Annotated in this window: 17 protein-coding genes and 1 pseudogene; 7 read left to right on the forward strand and 11 right to left on the reverse strand. The window is 66.4% G+C overall.

The annotated features are described in order from the left end of the window. Window positions 1–222 precede the first annotated feature (222 nt). From QFZ47_RS02585 to QFZ47_RS02610, 6 genes are all read left to right on the forward strand, one after another. Window positions 223–663, forward strand: coding sequence for a hypothetical protein (locus QFZ47_RS02585; RefSeq protein ID WP_307654134.1), 441 nt, complete (start codon window positions 223–225; stop codon window positions 661–663). 179 nt (window positions 664–842) lie between these two features. Next, window positions 843–1,133, forward strand: a complete 291-nt coding sequence (locus QFZ47_RS02590) for a hypothetical protein (RefSeq protein WP_307654135.1) — start codon at window positions 843–845, stop codon at window positions 1,131–1,133. After that, window positions 1,130–2,554, forward strand: a complete 1,425-nt coding sequence (locus tag QFZ47_RS02595) for a TolC family protein (RefSeq protein WP_307654136.1) — start codon at window positions 1,130–1,132, stop codon at window positions 2,552–2,554. The genes QFZ47_RS02590 and QFZ47_RS02595 overlap by 4 nt, the downstream gene beginning before the upstream one ends. 35 nt (window positions 2,555–2,589) lie before the next feature. Beyond that, the gene (locus QFZ47_RS02600; RefSeq protein WP_307654137.1) at window positions 2,590–4,005 is read left to right on the forward strand and encodes a multicopper oxidase family protein; all 1,416 of its coding nucleotides are present in this window, start codon (window positions 2,590–2,592) and stop codon (window positions 4,003–4,005) included. 54 nt (window positions 4,006–4,059) lie between these two features. Next, window positions 4,060–4,563, forward strand: coding sequence for a cupredoxin domain-containing protein (locus QFZ47_RS02605; RefSeq protein WP_307654138.1), 504 nt, complete (start codon window positions 4,060–4,062; stop codon window positions 4,561–4,563). Window positions 4,564–4,593: 30 nt separating this feature from the next. Continuing rightward, complete coding sequence (locus tag QFZ47_RS02610; RefSeq protein ID WP_307654139.1) at window positions 4,594–4,881, forward strand: copper-binding protein; 288 nt, start codon at window positions 4,594–4,596, stop codon at window positions 4,879–4,881. A 54-nt stretch (window positions 4,882–4,935) separates the two neighbouring features. Here QFZ47_RS02610 and QFZ47_RS02615 read toward each other — a convergent pair. The 10 genes and pseudogenes from QFZ47_RS02615 to QFZ47_RS02660 all read right to left on the reverse strand — a co-directional run. Next, window positions 4,936–5,322, reverse strand: a pseudogene (locus QFZ47_RS02615) (RHS domain-containing protein); the annotation flags it as partial. Between the two features lie 50 nt (window positions 5,323–5,372). After that, the gene (locus tag QFZ47_RS02620; protein ID WP_307654140.1) at window positions 5,373–5,783 is read right to left on the reverse strand and encodes a hypothetical protein; all 411 of its coding nucleotides are present in this window, start codon (window positions 5,781–5,783) and stop codon (window positions 5,373–5,375) included. Window positions 5,784–5,950: 167 nt separating this feature from the next. Next, a complete protein-coding gene (locus tag QFZ47_RS02625) occupies window positions 5,951–6,166 on the reverse strand; it encodes a hypothetical protein (protein WP_307654141.1) in 216 nt (71 codons plus the stop codon). A gap of 91 nt (window positions 6,167–6,257) precedes the next feature. Then, window positions 6,258–6,656, reverse strand: coding sequence for a hypothetical protein (locus QFZ47_RS02630; protein ID WP_307654142.1), 399 nt, complete (start codon window positions 6,654–6,656; stop codon window positions 6,258–6,260). Further along, entirely contained in the window at window positions 6,653–11,488 is a 4,836-nt protein-coding gene (locus QFZ47_RS02635) for an RHS repeat-associated core domain-containing protein (protein ID WP_307654143.1), read from the reverse strand. The genes QFZ47_RS02630 and QFZ47_RS02635 overlap by 4 nt, the downstream gene beginning before the upstream one ends. Before the next feature lie 62 nt (window positions 11,489–11,550). Continuing rightward, the gene (locus QFZ47_RS02640) at window positions 11,551–14,439 is read right to left on the reverse strand and encodes a type VI secretion system Vgr family protein (RefSeq protein ID WP_307654144.1); all 2,889 of its coding nucleotides are present in this window, start codon (window positions 14,437–14,439) and stop codon (window positions 11,551–11,553) included. 262 nt (window positions 14,440–14,701) lie between these two features. Beyond that, window positions 14,702–15,868, reverse strand: coding sequence for a mandelate racemase/muconate lactonizing enzyme family protein (locus tag QFZ47_RS02645; protein WP_307654145.1), 1,167 nt, complete (start codon window positions 15,866–15,868; stop codon window positions 14,702–14,704). Between the two features lie 32 nt (window positions 15,869–15,900). Beyond that, complete coding sequence (locus QFZ47_RS02650) at window positions 15,901–16,608, reverse strand: SDR family NAD(P)-dependent oxidoreductase (protein ID WP_307654146.1); 708 nt, start codon at window positions 16,606–16,608, stop codon at window positions 15,901–15,903. Then, window positions 16,598–17,569, reverse strand: a complete 972-nt coding sequence (locus QFZ47_RS02655; RefSeq protein ID WP_307654147.1) for a Bug family tripartite tricarboxylate transporter substrate binding protein — start codon at window positions 17,567–17,569, stop codon at window positions 16,598–16,600. The genes QFZ47_RS02650 and QFZ47_RS02655 overlap by 11 nt, the downstream gene beginning before the upstream one ends. Before the next feature lie 67 nt (window positions 17,570–17,636). Then, complete coding sequence (locus tag QFZ47_RS02660) at window positions 17,637–18,575, reverse strand: dihydrodipicolinate synthase family protein (protein ID WP_307654148.1); 939 nt, start codon at window positions 18,573–18,575, stop codon at window positions 17,637–17,639. 112 nt (window positions 18,576–18,687) lie between these two features. Between QFZ47_RS02660 and QFZ47_RS02665 the strand changes: the two genes are divergently transcribed. Next, the gene (locus QFZ47_RS02665) at window positions 18,688–19,638 is read left to right on the forward strand and encodes a LysR family transcriptional regulator (RefSeq protein ID WP_307654149.1); all 951 of its coding nucleotides are present in this window, start codon (window positions 18,688–18,690) and stop codon (window positions 19,636–19,638) included. Here QFZ47_RS02665 and QFZ47_RS02670 read toward each other — a convergent pair. Continuing rightward, window positions 19,624–20,508: a LysR family transcriptional regulator gene (locus tag QFZ47_RS02670; RefSeq protein ID WP_307654150.1), complete on the reverse strand. Its 885-nt coding sequence runs from the start codon at window positions 20,506–20,508 to the stop codon at window positions 19,624–19,626. The genes QFZ47_RS02665 and QFZ47_RS02670 overlap by 15 nt on opposite strands. Window positions 20,509–20,584: the final 76 nt, after the last annotated feature.

A 20,584-nucleotide genomic window follows, 5' to 3' on the forward strand; every position in this document is an offset into this window, starting at 1 on the left:
GAGCGCCTCGCCGAAGGCGAATGCGTCCCACTGTATCCGAATGCGACAGCCAGCGCGCATCCGACAGGGCTGGTGCTGTTCGCACTACGGCACGGCACGGCGGCGTCCCAAGATGACGGCGCTGTAATCCGGCCGACGGGAAACCGTCGGGGTGGATGGCTAGAGTGGCATGTATGCCCGTCGAATACGGACAGGCATCGCCGCTCTATCTACAATCTGCGCATGCACCGGGTTCGCCTCTTCGTCCTTTGGATCGCGATGTTTGCCGTGCCCTTCCAGGCGTACGCGGCGGCAGCCATGGTCTTTTGCGGACCGGGCCATGACGGTGCTGCCTCGGCGGTTGCGGCAACCGCCGCGCCGGCCGAAGCGCATCGGCATGCGCAAGAGGCGCACGGCGATGGGCACGCAAGTCATCACCATCACGAAGCCGCCGCGCAGGACGCCGGGCCGTCCGCCAGCGCCCACAGCGCCGGCGCCGACACCCACGCGTCGCCCGATGGAATGCACAAGTGCGGCACCTGCGGCGCGTGCCACGCCACGGCGCTCACCAGCACGCTGGAACTGATCGTGTTCCAGGGCCTTCCCCGCGCCGACCTGATCGAGCCCGCCAGCACGGTGGCCTCGGTCGCGCCGCGCCTTCTCGACAAACCTCCTCGCGCCTGAAGCGTTCGTGCGCCTGCGCGCGGCCCGGTCATGGGCCGCGGCCGCAGTGCAGCAGCGAACGCACGTGCATCGCCTGCGCCATGCGCCCTCGGGGCCGCCTTGACGCATTCCGTTCATGAACACGCGAGGATTCCATGTTCCATTCATTGCCGGCCCGTTGGCTGGCTGTCCTTCCGGCCTTGGCAGCGCTCGCCGCCGCGGCGGCCCAGCCGGTGCCCGCCCCCCCGGCTGACAAGGCCGACACCCGCGCGCCCACCGGCCTGAGCTACAAGTCCGCGCTCGAGGGCTACCGGCCCTTCACCGACGACAAGCCGATCCCGTGGAAAGAGGCCAACGAGACCGTCCACCAGCGGGGCGGCTGGAAGGCCTATGCCGAGGAGGCGGCGAGTGGCGGCGCGGCCGATGCACCGGCCGCGCACCAGGGGCACACGATGCCGATGCCTCCCGCAAAAAAGGAGCAGAAGCCATGAAGCGCGCCTTGCGCCTCACGGCCGCCGCTGCAGCGGCCGCCTTCCTGGCGGGCTGCGCCTCGGTCGGCGTCGACGACGCGCTGCAGGACACCAACACCCAGGCCCGGCAGTTCACCGGCGGCAAGCTCGAGCTCAGCCGCACGCAGGAACAGCGTGACCGCCGTTCGGCGCTGACGCAGGAGCTGCTGTCCAGGCCGCTGTCGCAAAGCGACGCGGTGCAGCTCGCGCTGGCCAACAGCCCGGCGGTCCAGGCCCTGGTCGCGCAGAGCTGGGGCGACCTTGCCGCGGCCAATCAGTCGAGCCGGCTGCCCAACCCGGTCTTCACCTTCGAGCGCATGCGCCTGAACAGCGAACTCGAGATCGGGCGGCTGCTGTCCTTCGGCCTCGTGGACCTCATCCTGCTGCCGCAGCGCCTGTCGATTTCGCGCAGCCAGTCGAGCCAGGCCAAGGTGCAGCTCACCGGCGCCGTGGTCGACCAGGTCACCCAGGTGCGGCAGGCCTGGGTTCGCGCCGTCGCCGCGCAACAGTTGCTGCAGTACGCCGAGCAGGTCAACCGCTCGGCGCAGGCCAGCGCGGAACTCGCGCGCCGCATGCAGCAGATCGGCAACTTCAGCAAGCTGCAGCGCGCGCGCCAGCAGGTCTTCTATGCCGACGCGACCACGCAACTCGCCTCGGCGCAGCACGCTGCCACCGCTGCACGCGAGGAGCTGGTCCGCGCCCTGGGGCTCGACGATGCGCAGGCCGCCCGGCTGGCCTTGCCCGACCGGCTGCCCGATCTGCCAAAGGCGCCGCGCGAGCCCAAGGAAGTGGCCGCCACCGCGACCGAGCAGCGCCTCGACGTGCAGCTTGCGCGTGCGCAGCTCGACGTGGCGGGCAAGTCGCAGGGCATCAACCTGCTGTCGACCTTCGTCGACGTGGAAGTGGGCGGACGGCGCGACACCGTGTTCGACAACGCCGAAGGCACCCGGAGCACGCGGCGCGGTTTCGAGCTCGACATCCGGCTGCCGCTGTTCGACTGGGGCTCGGCACAGCGCGATGCATTGAACGCGCAGTCGCTCGCCGCGGCCAACCGCTACGACGCCACTGTGCGCGGTGCTTCCTCGCAGTTGCGCGAAGGCTATTCGGCCTACCGCACCGCCTACGACATCGCGCGGCACTACCGCGACGAGATCGTGCCGCTGCGACAAGCCATGGCCGACGAGAACGTGCTTCGCTACAACGGCATGCTGATCGGCGTGTTCGAGCTGCTGGCCGAGGCGCGCGACCAGATCACGAGCGTGAGCAACGCCATCAACGCTCAGCAGCAGTTCTGGCTGGCCGATGCCGCGCTGGCGGCCTCCGTGATCGGAAAGCCCACGGCCATGAGCGCTTCGGCCAGCAGTGCGGGTGGCGATGCCGCCTCCGCCGGCGCCGCTCATTGAATGCGCCACATGCGCTCACCAACGATTCGAACGACATGACAAACAGACGCAATTTCCTCGGCGGCGCCGGTGCCATCACCGGCGCCCTCGCGGCCGCGAGTGTGAGCAAGGTGGCCATGGCCGCGCTGCCCGAGCCCGTGACCCAGACCACGCCCAACACCATGCCGCCGCTCATGCCATCCGGCGGGCGGCCCTACAACCCCGTGGTCACGCTCAACGGCTGGACGCTGCCCTGGCGCATGAACAACGGCGTGAAGGAATTCCACCTGGTGGCCGAGCCCGTGGTGCGCGAGATGGCGCCCGGCTTCAAGGCCAACCTGTGGGGCTACAACGGCCAGTCGCCCGGCCCGACCATCGAGGTGGTGGAAGGCGACCGCGTGCGTATCTTCGTGACCAACAAGCTGCCCGAGCACACCAGCGTGCACTGGCACGGCCAGCGCCTGCCCAACGGCATGGACGGCGTCACCGGCCTCACGCAGCCGCCGATCCGCCCGGGCAAGACCTTCGTCTACGAGTTTGTCGCGCGCCGCCCCGGCACCTTCATGTACCACCCGCATGCGGACGAGATGACGCAGATGGCCATGGGCATGATGGGCTTCTGGGTGACGCACCCCAAGGCCGAGCATCCGCTGATCGACAAGGTCGACCGCGACTTCGTGTTCCTGCTCAACGCCTACGACGTCGAGCCCGGCAGCGCCACGCCCAAGATCATGACCATGCTGGACTTCAACCTGTGGTCCTGGAACAGCCGGATCTTTCCCGGCATCGATTCGCTCAACGTGCGGCTCAACGACAAGGTGCGCATCCGCATCGGCAACCTCACGATGACCAACCACCCGATGCACCTGCACGGGCACGAGTTTCTCGTCACCGGCACCGATGGCGGGCCCACCCCCAGGAGCGCGCGCCAGTACGAGGTGACCACCGACGTGGCCGTCGGCCAGATGCGCCAGATCGAGTTCCTGGCCGACGAGGAGGGCGACTGGGCCTTTCACTGCCACAAGAGCCACCACACCATGAACGCGATGGGCCACGACGTGCCCACACTGATCGGCCTGGACCACAAGGACGTGGCCAGGCAGATCATGAACCTGGTGCCCGACTACATGGTGATGGGCGAGCGCGGCATGGCCGACATGGGCGAGATGGAAATGCCCATTCCCGACAACACCGCGCGAATGATGACGGGCGAGGGGCCTTTCGGCTCGGTCGAGATGGGCGGCATGTTCAGCGTGGTGAAGGTGCGCAGGAACCAGAAGCCCGGCGACTACAGCAACCCCGGCTGGTTCAAGCACCCCAAGGGCACCGTGGCCTACGAGCTCGACGGCCCGCCACCGGAAACCTCGCGCCAGCGCGATGCCGGCGCGGCCGCGATGCCCGCGCGGAACATGCCCGCGAAGAATATCGAAGTGCAGATCCGCAAGCCCGGCAGCGGCCACTCCGGCCACTGATTTTTCATCCATCCCTCTTTCTTCCCACCTCCAACTTTCAGAAGGAAACCACCCATGAAGCACAACACCCTCCACAGCACCGCCTTCGCCGTGCTTGCCGCCTTCGCGGCCGCAGGCGCCTTTGCCGCCGGCAATCACGCCGGCGGGCATGGCCACGGCGATGCCGAAGCCGCGATCGGCCAACCCGGCGAGGCCGCCAAGGCCACGCGAACGATCAATGTCGACATGACCGACGGCATGCGCTTCACGCCCGCCGACATCAAGGTGAAGCAGGGCGAGACCGTGCGCTTCGTCGTCAAGAACTCCGGCCAGCTGAAACACGAACTCGTGCTCGGCACCGAGAAGGAACTCAAGGAGCACTACGAAGCCATGAAGAAGAACCCCGAGATGGAACACGCCGATCCCAACATGGTGACCCTGGCCGCCGGCAAGAGCGGCGAGATCGTGTGGCAGTTCACCAAGGCCGGCAAGGTCGACTTCGCATGCCTGCAGCCGGGCCACTACGACGCCGGCATGAAGGGCGCCGTGACCGTGGCCAAGACCGCTGCCGCCAAGTAAGAAACCCCAACCTCCAGGAGAAACCTCAGCATGTCGAAGATTCGCATTTCACTCATGGCGGCGCTGGCCGCATTGGCCTTCACGGTCTCCGCCGCGGAACTTGCCGATGGCGAGATCCGCAAGGTGGACAAGGACAACAAGAAACTCACGATCAAGCACGGCCCGCTCAAGAGCCTGGACATGCCCGGCATGACCATGGTCTTTGGGGTGAGCGACGAAGCCGTGCTGGAGAAGTTCCAGGCGGGGGACAAGGTGCGCTTTGATGCGGAGAAGATGGATGGGAAGATCGTCGTGACGCACATCGAGCCTGTGCGCTGAGAGGGCAGGCCATTTGCCGACGCTTGGCGGCCGTCGGGTTCTTCGGACGCAGGGGTCCGTCAGCTCCTGCGGCGTGCCCAGGTGGTCGCACTGGTAGAACGCGATCTCTTCCTTTGCGAAGGGAGTTGGCGTCTTGAGCTGCTCCCCGTTCCACAGCGGATCCTGCTCGATGTCGTAGCGCCCGCCATTGGCCGCGATCAGCGCCTTCACATCCGTGGTCTGGCTCAATGCCACGGCCTGCGCCTGGCGGATCTGCACCAGCGGCACGAATGAGCCGGGCTCGTGGATATAGTGCACGCTGTCGCCGCGCCAGGCCTGTAGCTCCTGACGCGCCTCGGAACTCTGCGTGCTCTCGAAGGCCAGCGTGTCGCCGTCCCAGCCGAACAAGGTCGTCGCGTGTGAGCTTCGCTTGGCGATGCGCCGGCCCAGCGCGCCGTAGCTGAGGTGCGCTACGTGGCGATATAGGCCTACAACAGGCTTGAACGCTTCGCTTAGCGAAAAACGCAATCTTGCAACGGGATATAGCCCGTGCCCGAGGCAAATGCAACGGTGCATGTGGCTCGGAATGCAGTCCCGGCTGTCAGCGCTCCCATTTGGGCTTCATTGGTGGCATCGCGTGCAACCATACGAACCAGTTCGTTTTCCGAACCTGCAACGCCCGCTTTGAGCAAAGCACCGCCGTTCGCGCTATCCGGGCCTCTTTTGAAGCCTCTGCTCGGTCCTCCGATCACTACCCCGGAAAATGCAATCCTCTTATTGAATTCTGGCAAATCCATGGTCGAATAACCTGCTTTGACGTAGCTTTGGTGCAATTTTCCTAAATTGACTTCTTTGGGGGTGGTTTCCGCGGCAAAGCTGATGTTGGCAGCGAGAAGCAGCAGTGGCAATGTAAGTGGTCGCATTGAAGTCCCTGACTGGCGATAGTTGAAACGATGTTGAAGAAGTACTTGTACTCGGGATGTATAAGATCTAAATAGATTTGGCGATTACAAATAGCTTGATTTCATATTCCAATTCTTGCACTTCAAAAATAGCATCCGGATGCATCTTGAAGATGGTCAAATTTTTTTCATATTATTTCGAGAGAAATATCTATTGGAAAGAGTAGTGTGGGTTTTGATTCGAACGCACGATTTTCTTTTGTTTTTGTCGTATGCCACGATAGATCATAGTTGCTGGATTTGACCAAGGCTCCGGCTTCTAATCCTTCAAGCTTCTGCAGTAATTCATTGCCTCGGCGTTGAGTAATTTGCTCTCTAATTTTGTCCACACCCATAGTCGACATGCTAGTCTCCAGCGCGTGCTCTCGAGCGTATCAACATGCTTTAAAATTGTTTCAGTGGAATGCTTGTATGCAAATTTGTGAATTCTCGGAATTATTTTTTGTTTTTTAAATTGTAGCGCGCTGCTTGCGCTACGTCCTCTATAGAATCTTTTGAAAGATTCTCTAGTATGTGGATGGGAGTTTTTGCATTAATTGCAATTCTTTCCCGAACAAGATAATTTTCATCTTTAGACAATATATCAAACAACTCTGGAGACAGCTTCCTTTTATCGGCCACAAATAAATTTGCTTCAGGATGGTTTTCGACTAGATATTTGAGTATCGCAAGAGGAACAGTTTTGTTATGTGCAACCCATTGCCTGAGTTCTGGATAATTTTCTATTACATCAATCCAAACCTCAACTGATGCCTCTTCGTGAGCGGCACGGTCATATTCTTCTTTTATGGAGCTTAATCTAAGTCTTGAGAATTCTTCTGCGGATTCAATCATTGAACATCCTTGCATTTCATATTTTTGAGATCAACGTTCTTTCCGGTTTCACTCTTATGTTTGCTCATAAAGTCGCCATACCGGTCCGCATCGGCTCTCCAAGAACCATCGCTGTTGTAAACTTTCCAGGCACTTCCGCCATGCCCTGTTTGATCCGGTGACCACCACTGCCGGGTTTTGGGATCGTAGAAATATTTCACTCTGCCAACGCCGGGGACATGACCGTCGCAAAGTCTATCGTAGCGATTTACTTCCCACGGTTTTCTGCATTCGGAGCATTTGGGGTTTTGATTGGGCTTTGATGACTCCGGTTTTCGACCTGCGCCGCTTGTGCGATTTAATCCAAGTGGATCAATCCATTCAGTGGGATTTGGAGCGTATCGCTGAAGGTGGATCCCGCCAAGCAATCCAATCGGATCATTGGATATAAATCGCCCACTCACCGGGTCGTAGTAGCGATAGCGGTTGTAGTGCAGCCCCGTCTCGTCGTCAAAGTACTGCCCCTGGAACCGAATCGGATTCCTGAACCCGGCCTTGCGCCCCGCCTCGCTGATCGCCTGCTTCGCTTTCCCCCAGGCCTTGTAGCTGGCCGACCAGGCGATGCGTCCTTCATGGTCCGTCAGCTCCTGCGGCGTGCCCAGGTGGTCGCACTGGTAGAACGCGATCTCTTCCTTTGCGAAGGGAGTTGGCGTCTTGAGCTGCTCCCCGTTCCACAGCGGATCCTGCTCGATGTCGTAGCGCCCGCCATTGGCCGCGATCAGCGCCTTCACATCCGTGGTCTGGCTCAATGCCACGGCCTGCGCCTGGCGGATCTGCACCAGCGGCACGAAGGAGCCGGGCTCGTGGATGTAGTGCACGCTGTCGCCGCGCCAAGTCTGCTTCTCCTGCTGGCCCTCGGAGCTCTGCGTGCTCTCGAAGGCCAGCGTGTCGCCGTTCCAGCCGAACAAGGTCGTCGCGCGTGAGCTTCGCTTGGCGATGCGCCGGCCCAGCGCGTCGTAGCTGAAGCTTGTGGTCTCACCGAAGGTCTCGGCGCTGCGCATGCGGTTGAAGCCGTCCCAGGTGAAGGTGGTCTTTTCTCCGTTGCGGCTGCGCTCGATCAGGTTGCCCCGCGCGTCCCATGTGTAGTGGGTCCCCGCATAGTCCTTGAGCAGGTTGTCCATCAGCCGGCCGGCCATGCTGCGGCCATCGCCGCCCAGGCGCGCCGCGACGCGGGTGGTGACGCGGCCGGCGGCCTGCGCGTTCGCATCGGTGTCGTCTGACGGGTTGCCGATGTTGCCCGCCGGATCGAAGGCGAAGGTTTCGCGGCCCAGTCGGCTGTGCGCTTCCAGCAGGCGCCCCACGGGGTCGTAGCGGTAGCTCAGATTGCCGCGGCGGCTGTCGCCGATGGCCACCAGCTGGCCGGCCTTGTCGTAGGCATAGCTGCGGCGGATGCCGACAGCCTCGATAGCGCCAGGTTGGGTCTGGGAGATCTGCTGCTCCAGCAGCCGGCCGGCCGGGTCGTAGCGCGAGCCCTGGTGCAGGCCGTTGCCCTGGTCGCGGCCGATCTCGCGGTGCAGGTCGTCGCGCTCGAAGCCCAGGATGTCCTGGCCGTCGACGAGCAGGCCGTGCACGTGGCCGGAACCGTAGGTGAGCCATTGGGTGATGTGGCCGTCGGGGCGGACGCTGGCGATGCGCTGGTTGAGCTCGTCGTAGCCATGCTGCCAGACCGCCGTGTGGCCATGGTCCAGGTAGTGCTGGTGCTCGCGCACGAGGTTGCCGGCGCGGTCGTAGAACCACTGGAGCCGGGCCTCGGCATTGGTGGCCTCGACCAGGCGGCCGTTGCGGTCGTAGGCGAAGCGCTCGGCCTGGTCGCCGGCCTGGCGCTCGCTCAGGCGGCCCAGGAGGTCGAACGCGAGTTCGGTGCTGTGGCCGGCTTCGATGACCTCGGCCAGCACGCCGCTGGCTTCGTCGTAGCGGTACTGGGTGGTCTTGCGGTCGAAGCCGGTTTCCTCGAGCAGCTTGCCGACCGGGTCGTAGCGGAAGTCGTAGCGGCTGCCGTTCTCGTTGTGCAGTTCGCGCAGGCGGCCCAGCAGGTCCCAGTGGTACTTGAGCGTGCGGCCGGCCGCGTCGGTGCGCTGGGCCACGAGGCCGGCGCGGGTGTAGCCGTAGCTGGTGCGGCGGCCCAGCGCGTCGGTGTGCGCGAGCAGGCGGCCTTCGGCGTCGTGCACGAAATACTCGCTGGTGTTGTCGGGGTGGACGATCTCCTCGAGTTGGCCCGGGTGGTTGGCTTGGCCGGGCATCGCGGCCAGCGCGGATTCGCCGGCTTCGGTGTAGCGGTACCGGGTGGCCTGGCCCAGCGCATCGGTGGCCTTGGCCAGGCGGCCTCGATCGTCGTAGGCCCACTGGGTGGTCTTGCCCGAGCAGTCGGTGTGGCTGGCCAGCTGGCCGTCGGGGGTGTAGGTGAGGGTCTTGATGCCGCCCTTGGCGTCGGTGATGCGCACGGGGCGCCCGGCGCTGTCGTAGGCGTATTCGGTCTTGTGGCCGAGTGGGTCGATCTCTTCGGTGAGGTTGCCGCTCGCGTCGTAGTCGCGCTTCCAGGCGCCGCCTTCGGCATTGAGGATGCCGATGATGCGGTGGCGCGCGTCGTAGGCGTAGTGCACGCTGCTGCCGTCGGCGCGGGTGTGGGTCTTGAGGTTGCCGTTGGCGTCGTAGACGTAGTCGTCGGTGGTGCCGTCGGTGTGGATGTGGCGCGTGATGTTCTTGGCGCTGTCGCGGAAGAACCATTCCTCCAACTGGTCGGGATGGATGATCCGGTAGGTGTAGCCCAGGATGTCGTAGTAGTACCAGGTCTCGTGGCCGAGGGCGTCGGTGACGTAGGTCAGGCGGATGTTCTTGTCCCACTCCAGCTTGAGCGCGAAGCTGCCATCGTCGCTCCACTCGCGCACGGCCTTGGCGTCTGCGCTGGTGCCGTCGTATTCGAGGTTCATGCCGCGCCCGGTGCGGTCGGTGTAGCGGGTCAGGAGGTGGTGGCTGTAGCCGTAGCTCCAACGCGCGCCGTTCTCGTCCTGTGCCGAGACAAGGTCGCCTTCGGCGTCGTGAACGTAGGTGGCGAGCTGGCGCACGGGCTGGCCGTCCTTGATTTCCCACAGGCTTTCGATGAGCCCGCTGTGGGCATGGGGGCGGATACCGACATGGGCGAGCGTGGCGTCGCCCTGCTTGCTGATGATGTCGCTGAGCACCTGCTCGCCGGTGGCGGCAATCACGTGGTCGTAGCGCAGGCCGATGGCAAAGCCGTTGCTGGTGTGCTGCGCCACCAGGCGGAAGTGCTGCTTGCCTTGGGTGCGGACCTTGGCGGCGGCGGTGTCGACGAGCTCGTAGGTCTCGCGCCAATCGCTGGACGCTCCGGCGGGCATCGGTTTGCCGAAGTCCAGCGTCAGCAGGCTCGGGCTCAGGCGGGTGAGGGTGACTTCCTCGATGGGATCGCGGTGGCGCTGTCCCGCGGCGAGCAGGGGGTAGGCGTGGCTGCGGCCATCGACGCCGTGGTAGACAAGGCTCGGCTGGCCCTGCCGAGGGCCCTGGGCGGGGGTGGCGATGTCCACGCGGGTGCTGTAGGGCGCGAGCCAGCGTGCGCCGAGGCTGCCTTGGTCGAAGGCGTCCAGGTTGCTGCGGTAGGTGCGCGCCCATGTGATGGGCAGGGGCGCGGCCAGCACGAAATCGGTGTGCGTGAAGCTTTCGCAGCCCATGGCCAGGCTGATCGCGCCGCCCGCGCTCGAACGGGCGGGGCAGTTCTTGCAGCCGGGATCGCCGCCGGGACCGGCTTGTGCGGTGGCCAAGCCGACTTCGCCGCCCGGCTTCTTGCTGTCCACCCGCGCGCCCTCGGAGGCGTTCACGATGCCGTTTCGGCGGTTCTTGCGCTTGAGCAAGGCGGTCTTCAGCATCTTGAGGAGCGACTTGATGCTGTTGCGCTCGGCTTCGCTGGCCATTGCCTGCAGCTTGCCGCGTGCGACTTGCTTGATGTCGAGCAGGGCGCCCATGGTCTCCTTGACCTTGGCCATTGCCCACGCCGGAATGAGGCCGGAGGCCGCCTTGCTGACGCGATTGATTCCGCTCTTGGCGGTATTGCTGGCCGAGGTGCCTAAGGAACTCAGCGTGCTCAGCAGGCTGCCCATGGTGGTCTGGGTATGGGGGTCGTAGGTCTTCCTCTCCATCGGCGGCGTGACCGTGAGCAGGGGCTTTTCTCCGAGCCCACGCTGCATGATGTCGAGCAAGGCGTCCACGACCGCGTCGATCATGTTGGCGCAGTCCTTCAGCATGCTGTCGAGGAGCGCCATGGCCTCGTCGACGAACTTGTCGATCTCTCCGGCAATGGTGTCGTTCAGGTGGCCGACGGCGACGGTGACCATGGCCTCGCCGGCATTGGCGAAGGCGCGGCCGGCCTGGTCCTTGACCACGCGGCCGGCGTTCTGCCTGATGAGGGCCAGCATGGGCCGCAGGCTCATGCGCGCTGCCGCCATGGTCGGCGGAAAGGGGATGACGCCGATCACGTTGATGACCAGCGACACCCACTCCAGGAACTGGTTCCAGGAATTCTTCTGGATCATGCGCACTACGTCCATGATCGCGTCGGCAAGCGCCATGATGTTGCCGACCACCGGGATGCTGCCAGCCACGGTTGACAGGCGCTCCAGTGTGATCCAGCCGTCGCTGATGCTTTGCAGCCAAGCGTCCAGCTTGGCCGCGCCCGTGCCGATGTCTTCCTGCGCGATGGCGTTCAGCGGAGCCACCGCCACCTGGGGCTCGCGTTCCTGTTCCTCTTGCGCCGGTCGATTCTGTTGCGGCGTGTCGCCTGCCATTGTTGTTACCCCTGGACTGGATGCTTGCTTGTTGTTGATGGATGCGGCGTCGGCTGCGGCCGTCAGCCCGCGAAGCCCGGTGTCTGGCCCGGCATTCGGGCCGACGCGCCAGGCAGCAGCCGGGGCACCATGCCGGCGGCGGTCTGAGTGGCCTGTCCGAGCAGCGCCTTGGCACCACCTTGCTCGATGGCCTGTGCTGTGCCGACGGCCTGCTGGACGAGGCCTGCCGCCTGGCCGAGCTGTCCCGCGAGGCCGCTGGCCAGCCCCAGGGCGCCGCCGGCAATGCCGGCAACACCACCACCCGCACCGCCAAGCAAGCCGGCTGCACCACTGCTGCCTGCCGCGTCGACGCCCGCAGTGGTCGCGGGCTTGTCGGGCCAGCGATCGGGCTGGCCGAAATAGCTGCCCTTGTCCCACGGATCGCTCGGGTCCTGGCCGAAGGTCACTTTCGCCTGCCCGATGGGAAGTCCCGACACCGATGCAAACCCATTGCTGTCGAGCTTGCCGGTGTGCGTGCCGCCGTCGGAGTCCACCACCGTGTAGTCGCCTTGCCGCACGCCTTGCCGCGTGGCGCCGTCTGCCTTGACGTACTGGTGGTAGAGGTCGAGCTGGCCCCTGGGTAGCTGGGGCGGCTGCGGCAGCCGCGGCTGCCCGTCGCTCCTGGGCCCCACCATCGAATGCGAAGCCGCATGCGCGCGCCACAGGCCGTTGGTGCCGCTCTCGATGCCGCCCGCCGTCCAGCGCGTGTAGCTGGAGCCGCCGTTGATGAGCACCTCTTCCTTGGCCGTGATCGTGATCCGGTTGGCCTCCAACTTGATGTCCAGCTTGGCCAGCACATTGATGCTGTCCCTGAGCGCCGTGATGTCGATGTCGGCCGCCGCCGCCGCCATGCGGATGCCGTTGTTGAAGGCCACCATGCGCACCGCATCCTTGGCGCTCACCAGGAAGCTGTTGCCGGTGGCCACGCTGGTGTGCGCGCCGCTGCTGATGGCCGTGTGCGCCACGCTCACGAGGTGGGTGCTTGCGGCCGTGGTGGCCTGGATGCCCGCGGGGCTTGCCAGCGTCAGGTGCGGCTCCTGGAACTCCGGGAACCCGCCCTGGCCCGCGGGGCCGCCTTGCCCCCTGATCGCGTCGTTCTGCGCCTTCAGCGCCCGGGCCACCTCGTCCTGGTCGCCCGCCTCGTGCGCCCTGGCCTGCTGCGCCACCTGCGCCAGGCTCTCGTGCAGGTCGCGCCCCTGCGTGAGCCGCGCGAGCGTCTCGCGCATGTCAGTGATGTGGCCTTGCGCATTGGGGCGCGCCTCGGTGCTCAGCAGCAGGCCGCGGGCGGCGCGCACCGCGCCGTGCCCGTCGGTGCGCAGCTCGAAGCCCTGGCCGCGGTCGTCCTTGCGCCCGGCCGTGTCCTCGATGCGCCCGATGTGCCCCAGGCTCAGGCTGGTGCTCTGGTGGTCGCTCTTGAGCTGGGCCTGCACCTTGCCCGCGGAGTCGTCCAACGCCAGGTGGTTGCTGCGCCCGCCGCCCAGTTCGCGGCTGCGCAGGCCCGTGAGCTGCTTCTGGCTGGGCAGGGCCCAGGCGGGCATCTCGTCGGCGTTATGGACCCGGCCGGTGACGATCGGGTGGTCCGGATCCCCATTGAGGAAATCGACGATCACCTCCTGCCCGATGCGCGGCAAGGCGGCTGCGCCGAAGGTGGCGCCGGCCCAGGCCGTGGACACGCGCAGCCAGCAGCTGGCGTTCTCGTTGCGCTGTCCCAAGCGGTCCCAGTGGAACTGGACCTTGATGCGGCCGTAGCGGTCGGTCCAGATCTCCTCGCCGGCCGGGCCGACCACCACGGCGGTCTGCGGGCCGCGGGTGCGCGGCCTGGACGTGCTGCGCCGCGGGCGCCAGGCGTAGCTCGTGGGCTGCGCCTCGAAGGCGAAGCGCTGCACCGAGCCTTCGGAGGCATTCACACCTTCGCTGGCCTGCAGGTTCTCCTGCAGTTCGTAGTCGACCGCCAGCAGCAGGTGCTGGCGGTTCTGGTCCTCGCGCGGGTGGTCCCGCAGGCGGAAAGTGTGGCCCGGCGCCAATGCGCGCAAGTTGGAACGGCCGCTGACCCGGTTGCGCTGGCTCAGCTGTTCCTCGGTGCGGATGCGCGCATAGGTTTCGCCGTCGTCGTGCTGCAGGTAGTCGCCCGGCCATTCGTACTGCTCGAAGGCGTCGTGCGCGTGGCCCGGCGGCATCTGGCGCCGGCTGGCCAGGTCGGCCTGGGGCTTCTCGAAGTCGTAGTGGTTGCGAAAGTGGTGGCCGGGGCGGATCTCCTCGGCCTGTGCCCATTCGTAGATGCGCTCGCTGGCCTCCAGCCCGCCGGTCATGCCGGCCTTCTCGTGCGGGTGGTAGCGCACGGTCTCGCCGCCGGGCAGCGGGGCGTGCGAGCTCGCGATGTCGTCCGCGAAGACCAGCACGTGCTGCTCGGCTTCGTGGCGGAAGTGGAAGTAGATGCCTTCGTGTTCGCACAGGCGCGAGATGAAGTCGAAATCGCTCTCGTGGTACTGCACGCAGTAGGTCCAGGGGCGGTAGCTGCGGCTGAGCTTCTGCTCCATCGGGTGGCCGTAGCGGCCCAGCACGGCCGAAACGATCTCGGGCACGGTCTGGTCCTGGAAGATGCGGAAGTCGCTGCGGCGGGTGGCCAGCCAGAGCCAGGGACGCAGCCGCATCTTGTAGAAGGCCTGGCGGTCGTCTTCCTGCGCAAGGCCGAAGCGGGTGACGAGGCCGGCCAGGTAGCGCGGGGCGCCGCTCTCGGTCTCCATCACGACGGTGGCCGGCTTGCCGAGCAGGGCCTTCGCGTCGATGGCATTGCTGCTGCCCAGCAGGTCCAGGTCGAAGGCATAGGCCTGGCTGAGCGCCTCGCGCCCGACCAGCCGGTGGAATTGCAGTGCCTCGCCCAGCGGCGTCTGGATGGTGACGCGGCGCTTCACGAGCCGCCACCTTGCAGGAACGTGGTGTCCATGTGACCTCCCTGATCTTTTTTCTTCTTCTGAAGAAGAAACTAGCCAATCAACTGTCTGGATGCAATGTGTGTGACAGGACGCATCAAAACAGCTGGATTATGCAAGAGGCCCTATGTTCATTCCTTGGTAATTCGACACGGATCGGGGCTATTTGATTGCAGTTAACGAAAGATGTAATCCCTACGGCTACATCTCTCGCGCTGCATCGCGTGGAATGAAACCCTTCGGGTTAACCCGCGAGCGCGCGCATCTCGGCGATGAGGTCGACCTTGCCCTCGAAACCGATGCCGGGCAGCGGCGGCAGCGTGACATGGCCGTTCTGCACCTTCACGCCGTCTGGAAAGCCGCCGTAGGGCTGGAACAGGTCGGGGTAGCTTTCGTTGCCGCCCAGGCCCAGGCCCGCCGCAATGGCCAGAGACATCTGGTGGCCGCCGTGCGGAATGCAGCGCGAGGGCGACCAGCCGTGGTCCTTCAGCATGTCGAGCGTGCGCAGGTACTCCACCAGCCCGTAGCTCAGCGCGCAGTCGAACTGCAGCCAGTCGCGGTCGGGCCGCATGCCGCCATGGCGGATCAGGTTGCGCGCGTCCTGCATCGAGAACAGGTTCTCACCCGTGGCCATGGGGCCGGCGTAGACCTCGCCGAGCTTCGCCTGCAGCTCGTAGTCGAGCGGGTCGCCGGCTTCCTCGTACCAGAAGAGCGGGTACTGCGAGAGCGCGCGGCCGTAGTCGATGGCGGTGGCCAGGTCGAAGCGGCCGTTGGCGTCCACGGCCAGTTGCTGGCCGGGGCCGAGGATCTTGAGCACCGACTCGATGCGCTCGCAGTCTTCCGCCAGCGTGGCGCCGCCGATCTTCATCTTGACCACCGAGTAGCCGCGCTCCAGGTAGCTCGTCATCTCGCGCTGCAGGCCTTCGACGCCCTTGCCGGGGTAGTAGTAGCCGCCCGCGGCATAGACGAACACGCGCGGGTTCGGCGTACCGCTGCCGTAGCGTTCGGCCAGCAGCTGGTAGAGCGGCTGGCCGGCGATCTTGGCGACCGCGTCCCACACGGCCATGTCGATGGTGCCCACGGCCACCGAGCGCTCGCCGTGGCCGCCGGGCTTTTCGTTGATCATCATGCGGGCCCAGATCTTGTGCGGATCGAGGTTGTCGCCGGTCTCGTCGAGGAGCGAGGCCGGCTCGGCCTCGAGCAGGCGCGGCAGGAAGCGCTCGCGGATCAGTCCGCCCTGGCCGTAGCGGCCGTTCGAATTGAAGCCGTAGCCGATGACGGGCTTGCCGTCGCGGATCACATCGGTGACCACGGCCACCAGGCTCAGGGTCATCTTGGAGAAGTCGATGTAGGCGTTGCGGATGTCCGACTTGATGGGGCGCGTGGACTCGAGGATGTTGACGATCTTCATGGTGCTTGTGGCTGTAGAAAAAAGAAGAGGACTCAGCGGTGCAGCGATGCACCGCCGCAGATGGCGATGTCTTGGCCGGTGATGGCCGCGGCCGGCGCCGAGAGAAGAAAGGCGACCAGCGCGGCGACTTCCGCGGGCTCGATCAGCCGGCCGATGGGCGGCAGGCGCGGCGCGCTGGCCGCGCGCGCCGGGTCCTGCAGCATCGCGGTCTGCGTGGCGCCGGGCGACACCACGTTGAGGGTGACGCCGCTTGCGGCCACTTCCGCCGCCCAGCTGCGCGCGAGCGCGACCAGCGCCGCCTTGGTGGCGGCGTACTGGCCGCGGCCGGGCATGCCGTGCGCCACGCGGCTGCCGACGAACACCACGCGGCCATGGCCGCGCGCGGCCATCGCGGGCACCAGCGCATCGGCCAGCCGCGTGGCTGCGTCGACGTGCAGGCGCCACATCAGCTCGCCACCCGCGTGGTCGAGCTGGCCCAGCGGGCCGACGCGCAGCACGCCGGCCGCATGCACCAGCGCATCGGTCTCCTGAAGCGCGGATGTGGCGCGCGCGATGGCCGCGGCGTCCGACAGGTCGACCGCCGCGTGCGCGAAGCCCGCATGCGAGAGCGTGGGCGCCGCCAGGTCGAGCCCGCTCACGCGCCAGCCTTCCTCGAGCAGGTGCAGCGCGATGGCGCGGCCGATGCCGCTGCTGCTGCCCGTCACCACGGCAAGCGGGGCGGCCTTGGCTTCATTCGACACGGATGTTGCCCTCCACGATGATCTTCTTCGAGCGCTCCATGTCGGCCTGCTGGAACTTGGCGAAGTCGTCCACGCTGCCCGGCGTGAGCAGCAGGCCCTGCGCGTTCAGCGTCTCGCGCATGTCGGTGCCCAGCGCCTTGTTCACCTCGGCATTGAGCCGCTGCGTGATCGCGCCCGGCAGCTTGGCCGGGCCCCACAGGCCGTACCAGCTGTAGAACTCGTAGCCCGGAATGCTCTCGGCCACGGTGGGCACGTTCGGCAGGCTGGTGGCGCGGTTGGCCGAGGTGACGGCCACCACGCGCAGCATGCCGCTCTTGTGGTACTGCAGCGAGCCGAGGATCGGGTCGATGAAGCCGTCGATCTGTCCGCCGATCAGGTCCTGGAAGGCCGGCGCCGTGCCCTTGTACGGCACGATCAGGTAGTCGAGCCCGCCCGCGCGCTTGAGCAGCTCGGTCGACAGGTGGCCCGCCGAGCCGGTCGATCCCACCGCGAAGGTCATCTTGCCCGGGTGCGCCTTGGCGTAGGCGATGAGCGACTTGATGTCGGTGATCGGCAGGTTCTTGTTGATGGCCACCGACAGCGGCGCCTTGGCGACCAGCGCCACCGGCGTGAAGTCCCTGGCGACCTCGTAGGGCACGGACTTCATCGTCATGGGCGCGGTGGTGAAGGTCGAGGCGTTGAACAGCAGCGTGTAGCCGTCGGCCGGCGCCTTCGACACCACGTCGGCGCCGATGATGCCGTTGCCGCCGGGCCGGTTCTCCACGATGAAGGGCTGGCCCATCTGGTCGCCGAGCTTCTGCGCGAGCAGGCGGCCGACGGTGTCGAGCGTGCCGCCCGGCGGGAACGGGATCACCACGCGCACCGGCCGGGTGGGCCAGGGCTGGGTCTGCGCGAAGCCGGAGGACGCCGCGGCGAGCGCGAGGGCCGCGAGCGCGGCGCGCAGGAAATGGTTGCGTTGCATGTCTCTTGTCTCCTTGTGTTTTTCGGGAACGGGCCCGGCGGCGCCGGGCCGCGCGTGTTCAGTTCAGTCAGCGCTTCGACAGGCCGGCCTGCGCGACGGCGGCGCGCAGCGCCTCCATCTCGCGCGCGTTCGGCGCCTCGGTCGGCGGGCGCACCGTGGCGTTGTCGAGCACGCCGGCCAGGTACATGCCGCCCTTCATGCGCGCATGCGCCTCGCCGGTGGGTTCGCCGCCGCCGTACACGGCGTCCTTCAGCGGCGTGATGAGGGCCTGCACCGCCATCGCCTTCTTCAGGTCGCCGGCCTTCACGGCGTTCCACAGGTCGATGATCAGTTGCGGAATGAAGGTCGCGAAGCCGGCCAGCGCGCCGTCCACGCCCTGCACCATCGAGGCCAGCAGGTACTCGTCGTGGCAGGTGAGGATGGCCTTGGAGGCGTCGGCCTCGCGGATCGCCTGGATGTCACGGGCGTACTTGTTCATGTCGCGCTGGCCGACCTTGAAGGCCTGCAGGTAGGGCAGGCGGGCCAGCTCGGCCAGCAGCTGCGACGAGTAGGAGGCGCGGGTCCAGGCCGGGTACACGTGGCAGACCAGGTCGAGCTCCGGCGCGGCGCGGTGGATGGCCTCGAAGTACTGCAGCGCATGGCCGGGCGTGAAGCCGAAGCGCAGCCAGTGGTGCGGCGGCATTACGTCGAGCGCGGCCGCGCCGGCGGCCTGGGCGGCGCGCGCATGCTCGGCGGCCTCGGCCAGGCCCTCGCAGACGATCGACGAGATCACCGGCATGCGGCCGCGCAGCTCGTCGGCGACGATGCGGGTCACCTCCGCGCGTTCGGCCGGGGTCAGCGAGAACACCTCGCCGGTGTGGCCGTTGGTCATGACCGCCACCACGCCGTCGTGCCCCGCGAGCCAGGAGGCCAGCTTGCGCAGCGCCGGCTCGTCGATGCGGTGGTCGGTGGTGAAGGGGCAGGAAATGGCGGGGATGATCCCGCGATAATTCGCGATGGAAGGCATGCTGTGTCTCCGTTGGGGTTCAAGGTGCAGGAATGCGTGCATCTTTGGCCGGCGGGGCATGCACCGTCCAATACTCGAATCGCATACAACTATTCAACCGCTCGCACTGCGCATGGGCCCCGGCAACCGACCCCTCGACCTCGAATGGCTGGAAGACTTCCTGGCCCTGGCCGAGAGCGGCAATTTCTCGCGCGCGGCGCAGGCGCGCTCCATCGCCCAGCCGGCCTTCAGCCGCCACATCCGCGCGCTCGAGGAGTGGGTGGGTGTCGATCTGTTCGACCGCAGCGCGCACCCGGCCGCGCTCACGGCGGCGGGCAAGCGCTTCCAGCCGCTGCTGCAGGAGGTGCTGGCCGCGCTGGAGGCGGCGCGCATCAAGGCGCGCGCCGCGCACGACCTGGCCGCGGCAAGCCTGAGCTTCGCCGCCACGCACGTGCTGTCGCTGACCTTCTTTCCGCGCTGGCTGGCCAGCGTGGAAGCGCGGCTGAGCCTGGGGCCGATCCAGACCATCTCCGACAGCTCGCAGGCCTGCGAAGACCTGATGCTGCAGCGTCGCGTGCAGTTCGTGCTGTGCCACGGCCATGCGCAGGCGCCCGGCCGGCTCGACGAGGCGCAGTACCCCATGCTGCGCCTGAGCGACGACGTGCTCGTGCCGGTGGCCGCGCCGGACGCGCGCGGCCTGCCGCAGCATGCGCTGGGCGCGCCGCAGGCGCCTTCGGTGCTGGCCTACAGCGAAGCCTCGGGGCTGGGTCGGATCATGCGGGCGATCCAGGACAGCGAGTTCGGCAAGGACTTCGCGCCGTCGCTGTCGGTGGTCTTCACGGCACACCATGCGGCGCTGCTGCGGACCATGGCGCTCGAAGGGCGCGGCCTCGCGTGGCTGCCGATGAGCCTGGTGGCGGACGACCTGCGCGGCGGCGCGCTGGTGGATGCCGGCGCGGGCGGCTGGCGGGTGCCGGTGGACATCCGGCTGTACCGTCAGCTGGCCCACATGGCGCCCGTGGCCGAGGCGCTGTGGGAGCTGGTGAGGGACGGCGCCGCGGCCCAGCCTTCACACGCTGCTTAGCGTCGGCAGCAGCGCCAGCAGCGTGCGCACCAGCGGCGAATCGTCCGCCTTGCGCCATACCGCGAGGGTGTCGATGTAGGTCTTCTCGCCCTTGAGCGAGCGGTACGCCACGCCCTCGCGGTGCAGCGCCTTGACGCAGGCCGGCACCAGCGCCACGCCCAGGCCGCCCGAGACCAGGCTGACGATGGTGTGCATCTGGCGCGCCGAAAACAGCCGCGGGCTGAAGCCGCGCCGCATGCAGGTGGCCACGATCGCATCGAACACCTGCGGTCCGAAGTGGCGCTCGAAGCCCAGGAAGCGCTCGCCCGAGAACTTCTCGAGCGCGATGCTGCCGGGCCGCACCAGCGGATGCGCCTCGGGCATCGCGAGGATCAGCGCGTCTTTCTGCACCAGCCGCGAGCCCAACGAGGCGGGCATGCTCGAAGGCTGCAGCACCAGGCCCACGTCGAGCCGGCCGGACTCGACGTCGTTGATGATCTGGTCGGTCGTGCCTTCCCACAGCGCGATCTCGGCCCGCTCGTTCTCATCGGAGAACTGCCGCAGCACCCGCGGCAGGAAGGAGTAGGCCGGCAGGCTGATGAAGCCGATGGAGATCGATCCCATGAGCCCGGCCGCGGCCTCCTGCGCGCGCCGGCGCAAAGTGTCCATGCCGAGCAGCACCGCGCGTGCGTCGCGAAGCGCTTCTTCGCCCGCGCGCGTGATCGCAATGCGGCGCGAGGTGCGCTCGAACAGCGTGACGCCGAGTTCTTCCTCCATCTCCTTGATCGCGAGGCTCACGGGAGGCTGCGAGAGGTTGAGGCGCTGCGCCGCGCGCCCGAAGTGCAGCTCCTCGGCAACGGCGACCAGGCAGCGGAGGTGGCGGATTTCCATCGATCTGAATTTTGTATTGATCGATACGAATTCTAAATTTGTTGCTATCGATGTCAACTTCTAGACTTTGTTCCAC

The organism is Variovorax paradoxus (assembly GCF_030815975.1).
Taxonomy (GTDB): domain Bacteria; phylum Pseudomonadota; class Gammaproteobacteria; order Burkholderiales; family Burkholderiaceae_C; genus Variovorax; species Variovorax paradoxus_N.

What these genes read in the sequence shown, in the direction of transcription:
- QFZ47_RS02585 (WP_307654134.1), top strand. Translation starts at nt 223, where the DNA reads ATGCACCGGGTTCGCCTCTTCGTCCTTTGGATCGCGATGTTTGCCGTG.
- QFZ47_RS02595 (WP_307654136.1), top strand. Translation starts at nt 1,130, where the DNA reads ATGAAGCGCGCCTTGCGCCTCACGGCCGCCGCTGCAGCGGCCGCCTTC.
- QFZ47_RS02600 (WP_307654137.1), top strand. Translation starts at nt 2,590, where the DNA reads ATGACAAACAGACGCAATTTCCTCGGCGGCGCCGGTGCCATCACCGGC.
- QFZ47_RS02605 (WP_307654138.1), top strand. Translation starts at nt 4,060, where the DNA reads ATGAAGCACAACACCCTCCACAGCACCGCCTTCGCCGTGCTTGCCGCC.
- QFZ47_RS02610 (WP_307654139.1), top strand. Translation starts at nt 4,594, where the DNA reads ATGTCGAAGATTCGCATTTCACTCATGGCGGCGCTGGCCGCATTGGCC.
- QFZ47_RS02620 (WP_307654140.1), bottom strand. Translation starts at nt 5,783, where the DNA reads ATGCGACCACTTACATTGCCACTGCTGCTTCTCGCTGCCAACATCAGC.
- QFZ47_RS02625 (WP_307654141.1), bottom strand. Translation starts at nt 6,166, where the DNA reads ATGTCGACTATGGGTGTGGACAAAATTAGAGAGCAAATTACTCAACGC.
- QFZ47_RS02630 (WP_307654142.1), bottom strand. Translation starts at nt 6,656, where the DNA reads ATGATTGAATCCGCAGAAGAATTCTCAAGACTTAGATTAAGCTCCATA.
- QFZ47_RS02635 (WP_307654143.1), bottom strand. Translation starts at nt 11,488, where the DNA reads ATGGCAGGCGACACGCCGCAACAGAATCGACCGGCGCAAGAGGAACAG.
- QFZ47_RS02645 (WP_307654145.1), bottom strand. Translation starts at nt 15,868, where the DNA reads ATGAAGATCGTCAACATCCTCGAGTCCACGCGCCCCATCAAGTCGGAC.
- QFZ47_RS02655 (WP_307654147.1), bottom strand. Translation starts at nt 17,569, where the DNA reads ATGCAACGCAACCATTTCCTGCGCGCCGCGCTCGCGGCCCTCGCGCTC.
- QFZ47_RS02660 (WP_307654148.1), bottom strand. Translation starts at nt 18,575, where the DNA reads ATGCCTTCCATCGCGAATTATCGCGGGATCATCCCCGCCATTTCCTGC.
- QFZ47_RS02665 (WP_307654149.1), top strand. Translation starts at nt 18,688, where the DNA reads ATGGGCCCCGGCAACCGACCCCTCGACCTCGAATGGCTGGAAGACTTC.
- QFZ47_RS02670 (WP_307654150.1), bottom strand. Translation starts at nt 20,508, where the DNA reads ATGGAAATCCGCCACCTCCGCTGCCTGGTCGCCGTTGCCGAGGAGCTG.